The organism is Symbiobacterium ostreiconchae, from assembly GCF_055396975.1.
Window position 1 is genome coordinate 3,150,588 of the sequence record NZ_AP042454.1, and the last position, 16,661, is coordinate 3,167,248.

Genomic DNA, 16,661 nt, shown 5'->3' on the forward strand with positions numbered 1-16,661 from the left:
GGTACTGTGGACCATGAAGCTGACTGCATCCCGCGCAGGCGCACCCCGTCGGTTCAGGAACGCGGCGGCGCTGCTGATCAGCCTGCTGCTGCTGGCCGCCTGCGGCGGCCGCCCCGCCCCGGGCGGCGGCGATCCTGCCCAGCCCGAGGCGCCCGCCTCGGGTGAGCCCGTCCAGCCTTCACCGGAGCCCGCCGGGTCCGGCCAATCCGATCCGGCAGAGCAGACCGAGCCCGGCGGGGCCGTGCAGGTCCCGCAGCGCATCGCCGCCCTCTCGACCAACGTCGCCGAGATCGCGCTGCAGCTCGCGGGGCCGGAGCGGATCGTCCTGATCGGCCGGAACGCCCTGAACCCGGCGCTCAGCAACCACGCCCACCTCGCCAGCATGGTCCCCAACACCATCATCGACGGGGCCAGTCTCGACCCGGAGCAGGTGCTGGCGTACGAACCCGACCTCATCCTCCTCACCGGCCGGCTGGGGGCGGAGAAGGATGCCATCGCCGTGTTCGAGGCGGCCGGCGTGCCCCTGCTCTCCTTCTCCGACTGGTCCTCCATCGAGGCTTTCCAACAGAACATGCTGACGATCGGCGAGGCGCTGGGGCCCGAGTCCGCGACGAAGGCCCGGGAGCTCATCGACGACATGAACCGGCGGCTGGCCGAAATCGAGCGCCGGGTGCCCGAGATGGAGAACCCCCCGACCGTCCTGATGATCTCCAACCAGGCCACGCGGCCGCTCATGGCCGGCCCGGACAGCCTCAGCTACGAGCTGATTCTCCGGGCCGGGGCGGTCCCGGCGGCGGACCGGCTGGGCCTCACCCGCTCGATGCCCGCCGGCGTGGAGCAGATCATGCAGGCCGACCCGGACTACCTGCTCCTGGTGGACGTGCTCGGGAAGGGCGAGGCGTCCTTCCAGGAGCTCATGGAGAGCCCCGGGATGGAGACCGTGAAGGCGGTCCAGAGCGGCAACGTGCGGCTGGTGCCCGCCCGCTCCTTCTACTCGGCCAGCACCGGCCTCGTCGACGGCCTGGAAGAACTGGTGGAGTGGCTCTATCCCTGAGCCCCGCCGCGCGCGAGGAGGGCTGTCCCCCGTCGATGACAGGGGACAGCCCCTTCGTGTGCTCAGGCACAGGCTCGTTGCCGTTTAGTGGGCCGGCAGCGTCGGCACCTCGACCTTCGGCATCTCGCCCACCAGCGACTTCAGGAAGGCGACGATGTCGTCCCGCTCCTGGTCGCTGAGGTCATAGCCCAGCTGCACCCGGGCCATGATGGTCACGGCCTCCTCCAGGGTCTCCACGGAACCGTCGTGGAAGTACGGGCCGGTCAGCGAGACGTTGCGCAGGGTCTGCACCCGGAAGAACTTCTCGTCCTTCGGGTCGTTGGTCCAGCTCGCCTTGCCGGCGTCGTTGCCCCAGTCGAACTTCATCATCGCGCCGCTGGAGAGGGCCGGGCCGGCGTGGCAGGAGGTGCACCCGATGCGCTCGAAGGTCTCCATGCCGCGGATGGCCTGCGGCGACAGCGCGTTCTTGTCGCCCCGCAGGTAGCGGTCGAGCGCGTCGTTGGGCGTGATCAGGGTGCGCTCAAAGGCGGCGATGGCCTTCACGATGTTGTCGAAGGTGATGGGATCCTCCTCGCCGGGGAAGGCCTTCTCAAAGTACTCGTGGTAGCCCTGGATCGACTTGATGCGCTCCACGGCCATGTCGGCGGGCATGTTCATTTCGCCGGGCGCCTGGATCGGGCCCTTGGCCTGCTCCTCAAGACCCTGAGCGCGGCCATCCCAGAACTGGTTCTGGAAGAACGCCGCGTTCAGCACCGTCGGGGCGTTGCGCGGGGTGTTCTGGAAGCCGTGGCCGATCGAGGTCGGCAGGCGGTCCGTGCCGCCCAGGGAGAGGTTGTGACAGGTCGCACAGGAGATCACGCCGCTGCTGCTGAGCCGGGGGTCGAAGAACAGCATCTTGCCGAGCTCGATCTTCTCAGGGGTGGACGGGTTGTCCGGGTTTTCGGGCGCCGCGACGATGGTGGCAAAGCTGCCCTGGCGGACTTCGGTGAGCTCACCCGTCGACTTGCTGCCGGAGCTCGAGCTACAGCCGACAACCATGACCATGACGAGGGCTCCGACCAGCGCGATCATGCGCGTCCGTCGAAACATGCCTGCATCCTCCTCTGCATGATTGCGCGGCGTATGCCGCTTGTAATCTCACGATAAACTAGAATCTTTCTAAGCACAAGGTCGTAATGTTAATATCAGGCATAATCCCGAGTTATGGCTGGGGTGTTTCCGCAAACCCGCGTCCGGTGCGGCTTTGCGGGATTGCCATGAACTGGTGCGACGCGCGCCTGACCGCGCGAAGGGACTACATTCCGGACCCGAGGCGGTCCACCGCCGTCCCTGTGGGCCGGGTCGCCCCGCCGCGTACAGGATTCCGGCTGCACGCCACCGAATTGACATACCTATCATGCAACGATGTGCCGAAGGGGGCGGTCGCCCGTGCGCTCGTGCAAAGCGCTCCTCCTCCGCATCCTGCTCTGGTTCCTGGGCCGCGGCATCTGCGCCTGCGCCCGCCTGGACAGCCGCGTGGCCGCCGAGGTGGCCGGCTGGCCCGAGGGGCAGCGGCTCTCGCTGCAGATCGCCCGGGACGGCCCGGCGATGAGCCTGGCCAAGGAAAAGGGGCGCCTGCGCTTCCTCGGCCTGAAGCCCGCGCACGACGCCGACCTGGTCATTCAGTTCAAGCACATCGAAGGCGCCCTGCCGGTCTTCCTGGGCCTGAAGTCCATCGGGCAGGCCTATGCCGAGCGCCGCATGACCATGAAGGGCGACCTGACCTTCGCGATGTCGGTGGTGCGCGTCATGCTCGTCACCGAGGCCTACCTGTTCCCCGCACACATCACCCGCCGGATCATGCAGCAGGTTCCCCGGCGGGAGGTGTCCGTGCTGCGCGTCTACCTGCGCACCCTGCTGGCCGACTGAGGAGGTGCCTGCCGTGCTGCCCCGGTACTATGAGTTCTACAACCCGGTCAAGGTGCTCTCGGGCGAACATGCGCTGGAGAACCTGCCGTACGAGATGGCGCATCTCAATGCCAGACGCCCCATCCTCCTCACCAACCCGCAGTTGGTGGAGGTGGGGCTGGTCCGCATCCTGGAGGACGTGCTGCAGCGATCGGACCTCACCATCGCCGCCCGCTTCACCGAGATCCCCCAGGACTCGTCGGTGCACGTGGTCAACGCGGCGGGGCGGGTCTTCCGGGAGGCCGGCTGCGACTCGATCATCGCCCTCGGCGGCGGATCGGTGATCGACACCGCCAAGGGGCTGCGGGTGCTGATCGGCCAGGAGACGGACGACATCATCGAGTACATGGGCGCGGACATCCTGCAGCCGGTGCGGCGGGTGCCCTTCGCCGTCATCCCGACCACGGCGGGGACCGGGTCCGAGGCGACCCTGGTGGCGGTGATCGCCCACCCGGAGCGGCAGGTGAAGATGGAGTTCGTCTCGCACCACCTGCTGCCGGACCTGGCCGTGCTGGACCCGCGCATGACCCGCTCGCTGCCGCCGCGCATCACCGCGTCCACCGGCATGGACGCGCTGGTCCACGCCATCGAGGGGTACACGTCGATCCAGCGGAACCCGCTGAGCGACGCCTACGCCTGGGCCGCCATCGAGCTGATCCGGGATTATCTGCCCCGGGCCGTGGCGGACGGCCGCGACACCGAGGCGCGGCTGGCCATGGCCAACGCGGCCCTCATGGCCGGGGCGGCCTTCTCCAACGCGATGGTGGGGCTGGTCCATGCCATCGGCCATGCGGTGGGCGCCATCGGCAGGGTCGCCCACGGCGACGCCATGGCCATCCTGCTGCCTCACGTCATGGAGTACAACCTCGACGTGGTCCACGAGCGCTACGGCCGGCTGCTGCTGGCGCTGGCAGGGCCGGAGCTCTATGCAGCCACCCCGGCGGCCGGGCGCGGCTCGCAGGCCATCGCCGTGGTGCGGGCGTTCGCCCAGCGGCTGCACCAGGCCTGCGGCCTCCCCCTCCGCCTCCGGGACGCGGGCGTCACCGACGACCTCCTGCCGGCCATCGCCCGCACGGCGATCAACGACGGCGCCCTGCTGATGAACCCCAAGGAGGCGGGGCTGGACGACGTGATGCAGATCCTCCGGCAGGCCTTCTGAGCCGGCGTCTGCCCGCCGGGATGCTCCCCGGTCACACAGCCTCCCGCCGGGCTTTCTTCCTCAGCGCGTAAGCCGTTTCTGGCAAATAGACGGATCTCCCGGCCCGTCGGGATGCAGCCCGACGCCGGGCGCCGCGGGCAGCGAGACACGGGAGGTTCCGCAGGAAAGGGGGCGCACCGGATGCCCACGCGGCTGGGCGGCTACATGGGGCGCATGCTGAGCATCGACCTGACCACCCGTCAGGTGAGCGAGTACCCGGTTCCGGACGAGATGCGGGAGAAGTACCTGGGCGGCAAGGTGCTGGCCGCCCGGATTCTCGCGGATCTGATCACCGGCCCCCTGGACCCCTTCGGGCCGGAGAACGTCGTGGTCGTCACCACGGGGCCGCTCACCGGCACCGGCGCGCCCATGGCCAGCCGCTTCAACGTCTCCACCGTCTCCCCCCTCACGGGGCTGCTCACCTCCTCCAACTGCGGCGGCTCCTTCGGGCTGCACCTGAAGAAGGCCGGCTGCGACGGGCTGGTCATCACCGGCCGGGCGGAAGCGCCGGTCTGGGTGGAGATCGCGGAGGACGGCGTCCGTTTCCACGACGCCGCCCACCTCTGGGGCATGACCACGGGCCAGACGCAGGCGGCGCTCCCGCCCCGGACCGGCAAGCTGGTTATCGGCCCGGCGGGCGAGAACCGGGTGCGCTACGCGGGCCTGGTCAGCGACGACCGCATGGCCGCCCGGGCGGGCGTCGGCGCGGTGTTCGGCGCCAAGAACCTGAAGGCCCTGGTGGCCCACGGCCGGCAGGTGGTGCCCGTGGCCAGCCCGGACCGGTGGCGGGAGCTGCAGAAGACGTGGGTGCAGGAGCTGCGGGCGCATCCCATCACCGGCCGGCAGCTTCCCCGGCTGGGCACGGCGGGGCTGCTCGCCGGGATGCAGGCCCACCGGATGCTGGCCACCCGCAACTTCAGCCGGGGGCAGTTCGAGCAGTTCGACGCCGTCTCCGGCGAGACGCTGGCCGAGGAGCACCTGGTCCGGAACGGCGGGTGCACCGGCTGCCCCGTCCACTGCGGGCGGGAGGTGATCCTGCCGGAGGAGGCGGCTCTGCCGTCACCGGGCGCGCAGCCCGGCGCGCCGGAGGCCGCTGCCGGCACGGAACGCGCCGTCCCGAAGGGCCGCAGGGTGAAGGGGCCCGAGCTGGAGACCATCGTGCTGCTGGGCCCCAACCTGGAGAACGCCGACCTGGCGGAGATCATCCGCTGGAACCACCAGCTGGACGAGCTGGGCATGGACGCCATCTCCACCGGCGGTACGATTGCCTTCGCCATGGAGCTGAACGAGAAGGGGCTCTGGGAAAACGGACTCCGCTTCGGCGAGGTGCAGAACCTGTCCCGGCTCTTCGATGACATCGCACACCGGCGGGGCATCGGCGACCTGCTGGCCGAGGGCACCCGCCGGCTGGCGGAGCGCTTCGGCGGGACGGGCTTTGCCATGCACGTGAAGGGGCTCGAACTGCCCGCCTACGAGCCCCGGGCCGCCGTGGGGCAGGGGCTCGGGTACGCCGTCTCCAACCGGGGCGGCTGCCACCTGAACGCCGGTTACCTGGCCGTGCTGGAGGGGCTGGGGCTCGAGATGGACCCCCACACCCCCCGGGCCAAGGCGGCCCTCACCATCCTCATGCAGGACCTGATGGAGGCGATCTCCGCCGCGGGCAACTGCCTCTTCAGCTCGTACGACGTGTTCCCGGCGGCCCTCCTGAACCGGCCCAACAGCTGGCTCACCCGGGCGGTGAACAAGCTGCTGCCCTGGACGGGCGGCCCCGTTGCGCTCATCCTCTGGCTGCGCTGGATGCCCGTCCACCTGCCCGGGCTGCCGCTCACCCGGGCCCTGGAGGCGGTGACCGGCCTGAAGATGGACCTGGGCCGCCTGAAGCTGATCGGCGAGCGGGGTTACAACCTGGAGCGGCTGGTCAACACCCGGCTGGGCGTGACGGCCGCCGACGACGACCTGCCCGAGCGGCTGAAGGCGGTCGAGCAGGTGCCTGGCGACCCCCGCACGAAGGTGCCGCTGGAGACGATGAAGCGGCAGTACTACCGGCTGCGGGGCTGGACGTCCGAGGGCGTGCCGAAGCCTTCCCTGCTGCGCCGGCTCGGCATCCGGTAAGGGGTGAGGGCATGGTCACGGTGCGGCTTTTCGGCACCCTGCGGCTGGACGCCGGGCGGCGCCAGATTGAGGTGGACGCGGCGACGGTGGCCGAGGCGCTGGAGAAGGCCGCCGCCGCCCTCGGGCTGCCCGGCTCCGGGCCGCTCCTGCAGGCGGCGGTGTACGTAAACGGCGAGCGCGCCGGGCTGCGCACCCGCCTGAAGGACGGCGACGAAGTCTACCTCCTCTCCCCCGCGGCGGGGGGATGAACCTTCTACCAAGGGGCAACATCGACCGGGTGGGCCACCGGCGCTGGGTGCTCCTGCGCAGCCGCTTCACGCAACTGCCCGTACAGCTCCGCTGCCCGATCACGTTTTACGAGCTCGAGTAGAGATATCCGAGAACGACAAGAACCGGGCTCCGGCCGCCTTCCTGGCGCCCGGAGCCCGGTTCTCGTGCCCACGGCTAACTCAGGTTCACTTCCGTGTACCCGTACATCTCCACCTTCGCCTGCGGCAGCGCCGGTCCGGCCAGCCGGCGGGCCGCAGCGCCTGCCCCGGGAAGCCCCTTCCGGGCCGCCGCGGCCGCAAGGGCGGCGAGGGCGCCCGCAAACAGCGCCAGGATGGCGCTTCGCCGTGTCGTCTTCATCGGTCGTCCTCCCCTCTAGAACCAGGGCTGGCCGCTCAGGTAGAAGAGCGCCCGGCCCGCCAGGTGGCCCAGCAGCGCCAGGGCAGCGCCGCAGGCGGCGAGCCCTCTCGCCAGTCGCAGGCTCCCGTTTCGCCGGCCCAGCAGCCAGAGCGCCGCGCCCGCCGCGGCGGGCGCCCCGATCGCCAGGGCGATCTCCAGGCCCAGGAGGGTCCCGTTGGCCGCGACGACCTGGTAGCCCGTGAGCAGGGCGGTCTTCACCGTCTCCGCGCCCACCGCCGCCTTGCCGGCGGCCCCCGGCGTGGCCAGCGCCGCGGCTGCGCCCGATGAGAGGTAGCTGAGCCTGGCCGCCAGCCCGGCGCCGTACAGGGCGGATCCGGCCAGTATCCCGATCGCCAGGCGGCTCCGGCCGCCTCCCGCGCCGCCCTGCAGGGCAGCCATCGCCAGCGGCCCCAGGGTCAGGGCGGTGCCGAAGAAGAGCGCCGCCGTGGACCAGTGGTTCCACATGGGACGGCCGGGGATCAGGTAGATCATCGCCTGGGTGACGATCGCCGCGGCGCCGGCGACGGCGCCCAGGGCGCCGATGCTCCGCCGGGCGCCCGCGGCGCCGGGCCGCCACCACGAGAGCAGGGTGTAGAGGGCGATCAGCCCGAAGAAGAGGCCGGTCGCCCAGATCTCCCGGGACATCCACGAGCTCTCCCAGTGCCGCAGGGCCCGGACGGCCAGCATCGGCCGGCCCAGGTGGGTCGTGGAGAAGAGCAGGCCGAGGGCGGCCGCCGACACCAGAAGGAGGCTGCCCAGGCGGGCAGGATGCGCCCCGCTGGCGTCCGGAGCGGAGACCGGCCGCAGGTCGGCGGCCACCAGCACCCACAGGCCCCCGACGGCCAGCTGGATCAGCACCGTGAAGACCACCAGGCTGTACTGCGCTTCGTGCAGCCACGCGGCCATGTTACCTCACCTCCCCTGCACCGGCCGCATCCCCGGCGCCAACCCCCGCCGCGGCGGCGCCGGCTTCTGCCTCCCGGGGCGGCGCGACGCGCACCTGCCGCCCGGGCTGCGGCCCCTTCTTCGGCCAGGCGAACCGGGTGGCGGGCCGGGTGACCGCGGGATCGGGGAAGCCCGGCGCCTCCCGCACGGCCTCGCGCTTCTCCGCCTCGTGCGCCGCCACCTCGCCGAAGCTGAGCGCGCCGGTGAGGCAGGCCTGTACGCAGCGGGGCATCTGTCCCTGGTCCACCAGCTGGTAGCACCCGTTGCACTTGGAGACGACGCCCTGCTCCGGGTCGAACTGGGGCACGCCGTAGGGGCAGGTCCAGGTGCAGTACTGGCAGCCGATGCAGGCGGCGGGATCGTGGATCACCAGCCCATCCGCCCGCTTGGTGTACGCCTCCACCGGGCAGCCCTTCATGCACGCCGGGTCCTCGCAGTGGTTGCAGGCGAGCGTCAGGTGGACCCGGATCGCCCGGGGAAACTCGCCCATCTCGAAGGAGCGGACCCGGCGCCAGCGGATCTCCGGCGGCAGCCGGTAGAAGTCCTTGCAGGCCGCCTCGCACGCCTTGCAGCCGATGCACTTCTCCATGTCCACGTGAAAACCAAGCTGTGTGCTCATCTGCGGATCCCCCTCTTACGCCCTGCGCAGGCGCACGGCCTGCTGCTTGTAGTTGGGCTCCTTGGAGAACGGGTCGACCGCCCAGACAGTCAGCCGGTTCACGGGGCCCTCGTTGAAGTGCATCGGCACGAAGCAGGATCCCGGCGCCACCTGCGAGGTGACGACCACCTTCGCCTCGATCTCCCCCCGCCGGCTCTCGATGCGGACCCGGTCGCCGTACTGGACGCCCAGCGCCTCGGCGTCCTTCGGGTTGAGCTCCACGTAGGCCGTGGGCACCAGATCGTTCAGCTCCGGGACCTTGCGGGTCTTGGTGCCGGTGTGGTAGTGCTCCTGCACCCGGCCGCTGTTCAGGTTGAAGGGGTACTCGCCGTCGGGCACCTCGGGCAGCTCGACCGGATCCACCGCCCAGAGCACGGCCCGGCCGTCCGGCGTGTTGAACCGGCCGTCGGCGTAGAGCCGGGGAGTGCCGGCGGAGCGCTCGTCGGGAATGGGCCACTGCAGCCCCTTGCTGGCCTCGATGCGGGCATAGGTGGCCCCGGAGTAGTCGTTGGGCCGCCCCTTCGTCACCCGCTTGATCTCCTCGAAGCATTCCTCGGTCGTCCGGTACGGGAACAGGTGGCCGAAGCCCATGCGGTCCGCGACAGCGAGGAAGATATCGAAGTCGGTGCGGGCCTCGCCGGGCGGTGCGACCGCCGGCTTCAGCAGGTTGAGCCGCCGCTCGGAGTTGACCATGATGCCGCTCTTCTCCGCCCAGAGCGCCGCCGGCAGGAAGATATGGGCGTACGCGGCGGTGTCCACCGTTTCGTAGGCGTCCTGCACGACCAGCAGCTCCAGCTTCTCCAGCGCCTTCCGCACCCGGTTCTGGTCCGGCAGCGACATGATGGGGTTGGTGCAGATCACCCAGAGCGCCTTGATCTGACCCTCAAGGATGGCATCGATGATCTCGGTGATGGACGGGGACCTGTCCGGCAGGGTCGCCGGGTCCACGCCCCAGAGCGCGGCGATCTCGGCCCGGTGTTCCGGGTTGCCGATGGCCCGGTAGCCGGGGTACGTGGAGGAGCCGCCCACCTCCCGGGAGGCCATCGCCGCGGGCTGGCCGGTGATGGAGAAGGAGGCGCAACCCGGCTTGCCGATCTTGCCCTGGATCAGGTTGAGGTTGTGGAAGCAGTTGTTGGCGATGGTGCCGTTGACCGACTGGTTGATGCCCATCACCCACATGGAGAGGGAGCGCTCGGCGCGGCCGTAAAGCAGGGCGGCCGCCTCGATGTCCCCGGCGGGCACGCCGCAGATCCCGGCGGCGTACTCGGGCGTGTACTTCTGCAGATGCTGCTCCAGCGCTTCGTAGCCGGTGGTGTGGGCGTCGATGTAGGCCCGGTCGATCAGCCCTTCCCGGATGATGACGTGGGCCATTGCGTTGAGCAGCACCACGTCGGTGCCGGGCCGGATCGCCAGGTTGATGGTCGCGAGGCGGCTGACCTGCGTGAGCCGGGGGTCGACGCAGATCAGCTTGGCCCCCCTCTCCACGGCCTTCACCACCCGGCCGAAGAGGATCGGGTGGCACTCGGCCATGTTGGAGCCGGCGATGAGGATGACCTCGGCCGCCTCGATGTCCGCGTACGCCCCGATGGCGCCGTCGGTGCCGAAGGAGCGGGTGTGGCCCACCACGGCCGAGGCCATGCAGGTGCGGGTGTTGCCGTCCAGGTTCGGCGTACGGAAGCCGGCACGCATCAGCTTGCCGAGGGTGTAGAACTCCTCCATGCAGAGCTGGCCGGTGTTGTAGCAGGCGATCGATTCCGGACCGTGGTCGGCCAGGAGCTGCTTCAGCTTACCGGTCATCGCCGTCAGGGCCTCGTCCCAGCTCGCCCGCTCCAGCCTGCCGTCCCTGCGGATCAGCGGGTACTTCGCCCGGTCGGGCGCCGTGATCGTCTTCCACTGGTAAATGCCCTTGGCACAGAGCAGGCCGTCGTTCACCGGGTACCCCTGGGTCCCTCGGATCGCCACGGGAATGCCGTCCTTGGTGCCGATCTCAATGCCGCAGCCGGTCCCGCAGAAGCCGCACGTGGAGTACGTCCAGGTGTCCGGCTCCACGTGCCCCGGCGCGAAGCCGCCGCCCACGTAGCTGCGGGAATCGCCGGCGGTGACGGCGCCGGCGGCCCCCAGCGCTGCGGTGGCGGCCACCGAGAGCTTCAGGAACGCGCGGCGGTTGATCCCGCCTGTCATGCCACCTTCCCCCTTTGCACGGCAGAAAAAGTTCCTACTTCAGATTGTATGGAGGGGTTGGTTTCCGCCCCAGAGACCACACGGACAAGTTTTGGGCCACCGCAATTTCAAGCCGGCACCCGATGCGTTCCGGTGATATCCGTCACTGCCTGTGCTGAGCCCGCTGCGGCGGGCGCTGCCGGCGGCGCGCGCCCAGGACGAAAGCACTACGCGGACGCGAAAACCTCCGATCGGCAGACCCGAACGGAGGTACAAGGGGGCACGTTCTGTTAGGTGTGAGTAAAGTTTTCGTGGGTAGGCCACAACATTTCTGCTGAAAAAAGCAGGACGAGAGATGGCCCCTTCCAAAAGTGTTGTTGCTGGGAAACAAACACCAACACAGGGAGGGTCATCTCTCGTCATGGTTGAGATTCGTGCAGACAACGGCTTTTCCTTTGAGGAACTTGAAAGTGGTGTTTGGCAGCAGGTAGTGGAGTGTTTCCGCGAAGTGCTGGTTGAGGCACTCTCGCGGGTGGACACTTTGCTGTATGAAAACCGGGACGCCCAGCGGTATGTGTTCAAAGAGATGCGGTCCCGCACCCTCATGACCAAGTTTGGCCCGATCACATTCAAGCGCCGCTACTACTGGGACCAGGAGGAAAAGCGCTTTGTCTTTCTGCTGGATGAGGTGCTGCAGATCGCGAAGCGGCAGCGGGTGAGTGAATCGGTCAGGGCAGATGCGGTTGAAGCTGCAGTGACGGCCGGATCGTTTCGGGGTGCGGCAGCAGAGCTGGGGCGGCGGGACTGTCAGGTTTACGTCAGCCACGAGGCGATCCGGCAGTGGAGCATCGAGACGGGAATGGCCCTTGCGGCAGCGCAGAAGCAGCGGCAGGTGACCGAAGGGGGGACCCGCAAAGTCCGCTTCCTGTACATCGAGGCGGATGGATTCTGGCCGGGTCGTCAGCGCGGCAAGAAGGCGGAAGTGCGGCTGTTCGTGATTCATGAGGGTTGGGTAGAGCGAACCCCGGCTGGTACGGAGTACAGGCTGGTAAACCGCCGCGATTTCATTCCCGACAGCGGACGGGACAGCTGGGAGCAGTTGAGCGAGTTTCTGGAGAGGGAGTACGATCTCAGCGACACGTGGGTGATCATCAACGGGGACCGGGCCCGGTGGATTCGGGAGGGCGTGACGTGGTTTCCGAAGGCGCTGTACCAGATCGACCGGTTTCACCTGAAGCAGGAGCTAAACCACGTGCTGCGCCACCAGCCCCGGCTCCTGGAACGAGCGAACGCTGCGCTGGAGGCAAACGACGCCGGAGGATTGCTGGCGGTACTGGAGGAAGCGCGTGCTGCTGAGACCGACTCGAAGCGTCGTGGAGAGATCCGCAGGCTGGTGGCCGACCTCAGGACGATGCCGGAGTCGATACGGGACTACCGCGTCCGACTTCAAGAGCGGGGCGTCAGCGTGGAGGGGTTACGCGGCCTGGGTGCAGCGGAAGGGGCGGTGGAGCGGTACTCAGCACGGCTGCGGAAGGTCGGCCGGAGCTGGTCCGAGAGGGGCTTGAAGGCGATGATGCACGTGCTGGCCGCCTACTTTCACGGCACTTTGCGTGGGGCCGTGGAGATGGTGGAACGCCAGCTGGGACTCGAATCACTGGCTGCAGTTCGGGAAAAGGTGCGGCACCGGGTCGTGGAGACCGTGGGGCGGGGCATTGAAGGAGTCCGCCACGGGCGCATGCCGATCTTGTATGCCGGTCGGAACGCCAGCGGCGGATACTCTCGGATGCTGAGGGCGGCCGCCGGCTTCACCAAGTAGAAGAGGCAACAGACGCATTCGGCGCCAATTCATGAACCAAAATCATACAGAACACTTTTGGAAGTGCGACGTACCCACTTTCACTTGACAGACCCTTCTGTTAGTTAGCGGTTGTATATCATCCCAATGTTCTATTACAATGGGGCATATCACCCTAAAGGAGCGACGTTCCGATGGCCAAGTCCAAGAGGGGAGGTCCCCTCAGCCGGAAGAAGGACAGGAGCCTGTGGTGGGTCGGCGGTGTCGCCGTCGTGGTCACCGCGGCGCTGATCGTGGCGAGCAACGTCACGGCTCGCCGGCTCGGCGAGATCACCATTCCGGACACGATCCTCACCGACCAGGAGCGCGGGGCTGCGCGCAACGTCCTGGGGAGCGCGGACGCGCCGGTGGAGCTCGTGGAGTTCAGCGACTTCCGCTGCCCGCACTGCCGCGACTCGCACCTGGCGCTGGGCGATGACATCGAGCAGCTGGTGGCGGAGGGCACCGCCCGCTACGTGCGCAAGCACATGCTGGTCATCGATCCGGCCGACACCTCTCTCAACGCCGCGGAGGCGGTGGAGTGCGCGGCGGACCAGGGCTACTACTGGGCCTTCCACGACCTGCTCTTCGCCAACCAGCCGGCGCACGGGCAGAAGTGGACCCGGGACGCGATGAAGACCTACGCGCGTGAACTGGGGCTCGACACGAAGGCCTTTAACGAGTGCATGGACCAGGGAACCCACCGGGACAAGGTGCTGGCCGACAGCACCGAGGGCTACACCACGCCCGGCGTTCAGGGCACGCCGGCCTTCCTGGTGAACGGCGAGGTGCTCCGCATCCGCTCCTACCAGGAGGTCATCGAGGCGGTGCAGGCCGCGGCGGGCCAGACCACAGGCCAGGACGGGTAGTCGCCCGCGCGGCCTCACCGGTCCGCTCACCGCCGGGCCGCCCTGTGCAGCCCCGCCAGAAACTCCGCCTCGGGGTACAGCCCGGCCAGGACGACCTTCCCGGGCCCCTCGATGACGGTCAGGGGCACGGACCGGACGCCATCCTGCCGGGCCAGGTGGGGAAACTCGGCCGCATCCACGGCGTACGCCCGGATGCGGGGATTCTCCATCGCCGCCATGTGCGCCAGGCGAACCGCCCGGGGACACTGCGGTCAGGTCGGGGTCGAGTAGACCCGGATGACCAGTTCCCGGTCGACCGCGCGCACCAGCGCCCGGGCGGCGGGCGGCAGGCGGGTCTCGCCGCGGGAGAGGTCGATCAGGTCCTCCAGGAGGACCATGAGCTCGTAGCCCAGCGGCACCCCGTAGAAGCGCACGCCGGTGTCGTTGCCGCCGCCGTCCAGCAGCGCCAGCGCGGGCGCCTGGTCCACGCCGAAGCGGGCTGCCTCGGCCTGCCCCTCCCGCCCGGTCCGGCCCATGGCCTGGATCTTCCCGTCCGAAAGGCGCACCAGATCCGCCATCAGCTCCCTGAGCGGGGCGGCGGCCGGATCGTGCGCAGCGGCAGAGAAAAAAAGCACCTGCACCGGCGCCCGGAGGTGCTCCGCCAACAGGGTCCGCACCTGCCGGCGCTGGGCAGCGGTCAGCATGGTCACTCCGTGTACCTCCTCCGGGGCTCCCCGTCGCAGCAGGGGAGCCCCGTTCTTCATGGTTTCCTTTTTCGTGCTCGCGAGCCCACCTCCTTCCCCCTGCGCCACAGGTCAGCCACAGCCGCGTCGGGGAACGGGATACTTGCGTGCACAGTTGTAGGGGAATGCGATCCCTCTGTCGAATGCCAGTTGCAATTGCGGGACGGGGGTGTGCGATCGGACTAATCTTTTTGCCTCATGCGCCATCGAGCACGGTATGGTAGCATAACCCTAACACTTTTCCCTGATTCGTCTCGGCCGCCTGAAGATGGCATCTACTCGCCGGCCGCCACCGTTTGCCGTCGGGGAGGTGATCGACGCCCTGGACGAGCGCGAAACCAAGCGGAGGATCATTCAGGAATTCGTTCCCGGGAAGCAGGTCACGCTCTCGCACCTGATTGCGAACCCGACCCGGGAGCTGTGCGAGCGACTCGGGATCGAGCACGCAGGTGCAATCGGAATTATGACCATCACACCGGGAGAGGGTGCGATCATCGCGGGGGACTTGGCCACCAAGGCCGCGGCAGTGAACATCGCCTTCCTCGACCGTTTCAGCGGTGCACTGGTGATGTACGGTGACGTCGCCAGTGTGGAAGCGGCGCTGAGAACAGTCAACGAGATCTTGGGGGAGGTCTTGAAGTTCACTCCGGCCACTATCACGGGCTCTTAGAACCCCCTGCCCTGTTGGAGGCTCGGCATGAACACAGTGCGTCTGCTCGTCGCTTTGGAGGACCGATCAGAACGCCAACGGATCGTAGCGGCGCTGAGGGCAGTGAACCTCCGACCGGTAGCCGACACTGGCGACGGCCAAGCCGCGTACGAACTCAGCCGCTGCCTGACTCCGGACCTGATGATTCTGGATGCCCATCTGCGGGTCCCAAGAGGCGGGAGGATGGCCGAAACGGTGCTGTCGTCGACCGACATCTCCCTGATCCTGCTCTCAGACCCCGAGGGCCTCAGCCTCCTGCACAGACTGGCCCAGGGTGGGGCGGCGGCCTGTCTTCTCAGACCCGTCTGCCCCGAACAGGTCGCACTGGCCGCCCTCGTCGCGGCCCGCCACCGCAGGGAAGTCCAGGCGCTCCGCAAACGGATGGAAACGGCCGAGCGCCGCCTGACGGATCGCAGGCTGGTGGACCGGGCGAAGGCGGTTCTCATGGAGGAACTTCGGATCAACGAGGCCGAGGCGTATCATCGCCTGCGCCGGCTCAGCATGAACAGCAGGCTGCCACTCGGTCAGGTAGCTGAGATGGTACTCATGGGCCGCGTGCTCCGCGGGTAACTGACCGCCGATTCAGTGAGCACGGCTTCGATGCTCGCAGGGGGCAAGCTCGAAAAATCGACTTCTAGTCTACTGCACGCAAGAAGGATTGCTGTCACACGTGTAGAAAAAGGTCTGTACCCTATCCGACCGGCACTGTACTTTCGTGTACACTCGCCAGAGTACCCGTGCCTGGGGGTGTGCGGCTGTGGAGGAAAGGCAGCGGATCATCCAGGAGTACGTTCCCGGAAAGCAGGTTACGCTCGCTCACCTCATCGCGCACCCCACCGCGGAGTTGTGTGAGCGTCTCGGCATTGACCGGGTAGGCGCTATCGGCATCCTGACGATCACGCCGGGCGAGGGCGCGATTATCGCCGGCGACGTGGCCACCAAGGCCGCCCCCGTCGGCATCGCGTTCCTCGATCGGTTCAGCGGTGCAGTCGTGATCTACGGGGATGTCGCCAGTGTGGAGGCCGGACTGCGGGCTGTCAACGAAATGCTGGGAGAGGTGCTCAAGTTCACTCCGAGCATAATCACACGCTCGTAGGGAGTCGGTGTTGGACCGAGATGGGGAGTGTCGATGCGTTCAGTCCGAATCGTTGTGGCTGTAGAAGACCGGCAACAGCGCAAGCTGGTCGTCGAGGCGTTAAGGCGGGCTGACATCCCCGTTCTGGCAGAGACGGGGGATGGCTCCGCCGCATACGAACTCGTCCAGTCCCTCACTCCCGAAGTCCTGATCCTGGACATTCACCTCCGCAGCCCCAACGGATTCAGGGTTGCTGACGAACTTCTCTCGTGGCCGCATACTTCCCTCGTCCTGCTGGCTGAGCCCGCCGGTCTTCCCGTCCTCCGTTCCATGGTACTGGGCGGCGCAGCCGCCTGCCTGCTGAAACCGGTCGATCCCGACCAACTCGGGCTGACCGTTCTGGCCGTCGTGCGCCAGCGGCAGCAGCTGAACGCCCTGCGCAAGCGGGCAGACGCCGCGCAGCGCCGGTTGGCTGAACGCCGGTTGGTCGAGCGGGCAAAAGCCATCCTCATGGAGGACCTCCACATCAGTGAAGCCGAAGCGTACCGGCACCTGCGCAGTCTGAGCATGAACAGCCGCAGGCCGCTCGGCGAGGTGGCCGAGATGGTCCTGCAGGACCGGTCGCTCCGCTCGCTTTCGTTCTGAGGGGTTATCCAAGTGCACATCGGGCGGACAACGGCGTCCGCATTCGGGCAACGGGGCCCACCGCCCT

The 16,661-nt window shown here is 68.3% G+C and carries 18 protein-coding genes and 1 pseudogene; 12 read left to right on the forward strand and 7 right to left on the reverse strand.

The annotated features are described in order from the left end of the window. Positions 1–13: 13 nt before the first annotated feature. Positions 14–1,054, forward strand: coding sequence for an ABC transporter substrate-binding protein (locus ACZ5UM_RS15355; protein ID WP_464845164.1), 1,041 nt, complete (start codon positions 14–16; stop codon positions 1,052–1,054). A gap of 84 nt (positions 1,055–1,138) precedes the next feature. Here the strand turns inward: ACZ5UM_RS15355 and ACZ5UM_RS15360 are convergent, their stop codons facing one another. Next, complete coding sequence (locus ACZ5UM_RS15360; protein ID WP_464845165.1) at positions 1,139–2,143, reverse strand: cytochrome-c peroxidase; 1,005 nt, start codon at positions 2,141–2,143, stop codon at positions 1,139–1,141. Between the two features lie 339 nt (positions 2,144–2,482). On the opposite strand from ACZ5UM_RS15360, the gene ACZ5UM_RS15365 reads away from it, so the two are divergent. From ACZ5UM_RS15365 to ACZ5UM_RS15385, 5 genes are all read left to right on the forward strand, one after another. Then, positions 2,483–2,962: a hypothetical protein gene (locus tag ACZ5UM_RS15365; protein WP_464845166.1), complete on the forward strand. Its 480-nt coding sequence runs from the start codon at positions 2,483–2,485 to the stop codon at positions 2,960–2,962. A 13-nt stretch (positions 2,963–2,975) separates the two neighbouring features. Beyond that, positions 2,976–4,160: an iron-containing alcohol dehydrogenase gene (locus ACZ5UM_RS15370; protein ID WP_464845167.1), complete on the forward strand. Its 1,185-nt coding sequence runs from the start codon at positions 2,976–2,978 to the stop codon at positions 4,158–4,160. A 180-nt stretch (positions 4,161–4,340) separates the two neighbouring features. After that, positions 4,341–6,311: an aldehyde ferredoxin oxidoreductase family protein gene (locus tag ACZ5UM_RS15375; protein ID WP_464845168.1), complete on the forward strand. Its 1,971-nt coding sequence runs from the start codon at positions 4,341–4,343 to the stop codon at positions 6,309–6,311. A gap of 11 nt (positions 6,312–6,322) precedes the next feature. Further along, the gene (locus ACZ5UM_RS15380; RefSeq protein ID WP_464845169.1) at positions 6,323–6,559 is read left to right on the forward strand and encodes a MoaD/ThiS family protein; all 237 of its coding nucleotides are present in this window, start codon (positions 6,323–6,325) and stop codon (positions 6,557–6,559) included. Then, positions 6,556–6,681 (forward strand): hypothetical protein, encoded by a 126-nt coding sequence (locus ACZ5UM_RS15385; protein ID WP_464845170.1) that lies wholly within the window; start codon positions 6,556–6,558, stop codon positions 6,679–6,681. The genes ACZ5UM_RS15380 and ACZ5UM_RS15385 overlap by 4 nt, the downstream gene beginning before the upstream one ends. Positions 6,682–6,755: 74 nt before the next feature. Here ACZ5UM_RS15385 and ACZ5UM_RS15390 read toward each other — a convergent pair whose 3' ends face one another. Genes ACZ5UM_RS15390 through ACZ5UM_RS15405 form a run of 4 tightly spaced genes read right to left on the reverse strand, consistent with a single transcriptional unit; the run spans position 6,756 to position 10,761 of the window. Further along, the gene (locus ACZ5UM_RS15390; RefSeq protein WP_464845171.1) at positions 6,756–6,938 is read right to left on the reverse strand and encodes a hypothetical protein; all 183 of its coding nucleotides are present in this window, start codon (positions 6,936–6,938) and stop codon (positions 6,756–6,758) included. A 15-nt stretch (positions 6,939–6,953) separates the two neighbouring features. Then, positions 6,954–7,883 (reverse strand): dimethyl sulfoxide reductase anchor subunit family protein, encoded by a 930-nt coding sequence (locus tag ACZ5UM_RS15395; RefSeq protein ID WP_464845172.1) that lies wholly within the window; start codon positions 7,881–7,883, stop codon positions 6,954–6,956. Between the two features lies 1 nt (position 7,884). Further along, positions 7,885–8,541, reverse strand: coding sequence for a 4Fe-4S dicluster domain-containing protein (locus tag ACZ5UM_RS15400; protein ID WP_464845173.1), 657 nt, complete (start codon positions 8,539–8,541; stop codon positions 7,885–7,887). 15 nt (positions 8,542–8,556) lie between these two features. After that, on the reverse strand, positions 8,557–10,761 hold the full coding sequence (locus ACZ5UM_RS15405) for a molybdopterin oxidoreductase family protein (protein ID WP_464845174.1): 2,205 nt from the start codon (positions 10,759–10,761) through the stop codon (positions 8,557–8,559). A 334-nt stretch (positions 10,762–11,095) separates the two neighbouring features. Here ACZ5UM_RS15405 and ACZ5UM_RS15410 point away from each other — a divergent pair, with 334 nt between their 5' ends. Further along, complete coding sequence (locus tag ACZ5UM_RS15410; RefSeq protein WP_464845110.1) at positions 11,096–12,556, forward strand: ISLre2-like element ISSyth4 family transposase; 1,461 nt, start codon at positions 11,096–11,098, stop codon at positions 12,554–12,556. Between the two features lie 173 nt (positions 12,557–12,729). Next, the gene (locus ACZ5UM_RS15415) at positions 12,730–13,443 is read left to right on the forward strand and encodes a DsbA family protein (RefSeq protein WP_464845175.1); all 714 of its coding nucleotides are present in this window, start codon (positions 12,730–12,732) and stop codon (positions 13,441–13,443) included. 26 nt (positions 13,444–13,469) lie between these two features. On the opposite strand, the pseudogene ACZ5UM_RS15420 reads toward ACZ5UM_RS15415, so the two are convergent. Beyond that, positions 13,470–13,682 (reverse strand): annotated as a pseudogene (locus tag ACZ5UM_RS15420) (thioredoxin family protein); the annotation flags it as partial. Between the two features lie 12 nt (positions 13,683–13,694). After that, entirely contained in the window at positions 13,695–14,132 is a 438-nt protein-coding gene (locus ACZ5UM_RS15425) for a hypothetical protein (RefSeq protein ID WP_464845176.1), read from the reverse strand. Positions 14,133–14,478: 346 nt separating this feature from the next. On the opposite strand from ACZ5UM_RS15425, the gene eutS (ACZ5UM_RS15430) reads away from it, so the two are divergent. The 4 genes from eutS (ACZ5UM_RS15430) to ACZ5UM_RS15445 all read left to right on the forward strand — a co-directional run bounded on the left by eutS (ACZ5UM_RS15430) (position 14,479) and on the right by ACZ5UM_RS15445 (position 16,594). Next, entirely contained in the window at positions 14,479–14,835 is a 357-nt protein-coding gene (gene eutS / locus ACZ5UM_RS15430) for an ethanolamine utilization microcompartment protein EutS (protein ID WP_464848400.1), read from the forward strand. 222 nt (positions 14,836–15,057) lie between these two features. Continuing rightward, a complete protein-coding gene (locus ACZ5UM_RS15435; RefSeq protein ID WP_464845177.1) occupies positions 15,058–15,444 on the forward strand; it encodes an ANTAR domain-containing response regulator in 387 nt (128 codons plus the stop codon). 187 nt (positions 15,445–15,631) lie between these two features. Then, positions 15,632–15,970, forward strand: a complete 339-nt coding sequence (gene eutS, locus ACZ5UM_RS15440) for an ethanolamine utilization microcompartment protein EutS (protein WP_464845178.1) — start codon at positions 15,632–15,634, stop codon at positions 15,968–15,970. 33 nt (positions 15,971–16,003) lie between these two features. Beyond that, complete coding sequence (locus ACZ5UM_RS15445) at positions 16,004–16,594, forward strand: ANTAR domain-containing response regulator (protein WP_464845179.1); 591 nt, start codon at positions 16,004–16,006, stop codon at positions 16,592–16,594. The last annotated feature ends 67 nt before the right edge of the window (positions 16,595–16,661 follow it).

Coding starts and splice junctions, on each gene's coding strand:
- ACZ5UM_RS15390 (WP_464845171.1), bottom strand. CDS start 6,938: ATGAAGACGACACGGCGAAGCGCCATCCTGGCGCTGTTTGCGGGCGCC.
- ACZ5UM_RS15380 (WP_464845169.1), top strand. CDS start 6,323: ATGGTCACGGTGCGGCTTTTCGGCACCCTGCGGCTGGACGCCGGGCGG.
- ACZ5UM_RS15445 (WP_464845179.1), top strand. CDS start 16,004: ATGCGTTCAGTCCGAATCGTTGTGGCTGTAGAAGACCGGCAACAGCGC.
- ACZ5UM_RS15395 (WP_464845172.1), bottom strand. CDS start 7,883: ATGGCCGCGTGGCTGCACGAAGCGCAGTACAGCCTGGTGGTCTTCACG.
- ACZ5UM_RS15405 (WP_464845174.1), bottom strand. CDS start 10,761: ATGACAGGCGGGATCAACCGCCGCGCGTTCCTGAAGCTCTCGGTGGCC.
- ACZ5UM_RS15385 (WP_464845170.1), top strand. CDS start 6,556: ATGAACCTTCTACCAAGGGGCAACATCGACCGGGTGGGCCACCGGCGC.
- ACZ5UM_RS15410 (WP_464845110.1), top strand. CDS start 11,096: ATGGCCCCTTCCAAAAGTGTTGTTGCTGGGAAACAAACACCAACACAG.
- ACZ5UM_RS15355 (WP_464845164.1), top strand. CDS start 14: ATGAAGCTGACTGCATCCCGCGCAGGCGCACCCCGTCGGTTCAGGAAC.
- ACZ5UM_RS15400 (WP_464845173.1), bottom strand. CDS start 8,541: ATGAGCACACAGCTTGGTTTTCACGTGGACATGGAGAAGTGCATCGGC.
- ACZ5UM_RS15360 (WP_464845165.1), bottom strand. CDS start 2,143: ATGTTTCGACGGACGCGCATGATCGCGCTGGTCGGAGCCCTCGTCATG.
- ACZ5UM_RS15415 (WP_464845175.1), top strand. CDS start 12,730: ATGGCCAAGTCCAAGAGGGGAGGTCCCCTCAGCCGGAAGAAGGACAGG.
- ACZ5UM_RS15435 (WP_464845177.1), top strand. CDS start 15,058: ATGGCCGAAACGGTGCTGTCGTCGACCGACATCTCCCTGATCCTGCTC.
- ACZ5UM_RS15375 (WP_464845168.1), top strand. CDS start 4,341: ATGCCCACGCGGCTGGGCGGCTACATGGGGCGCATGCTGAGCATCGAC.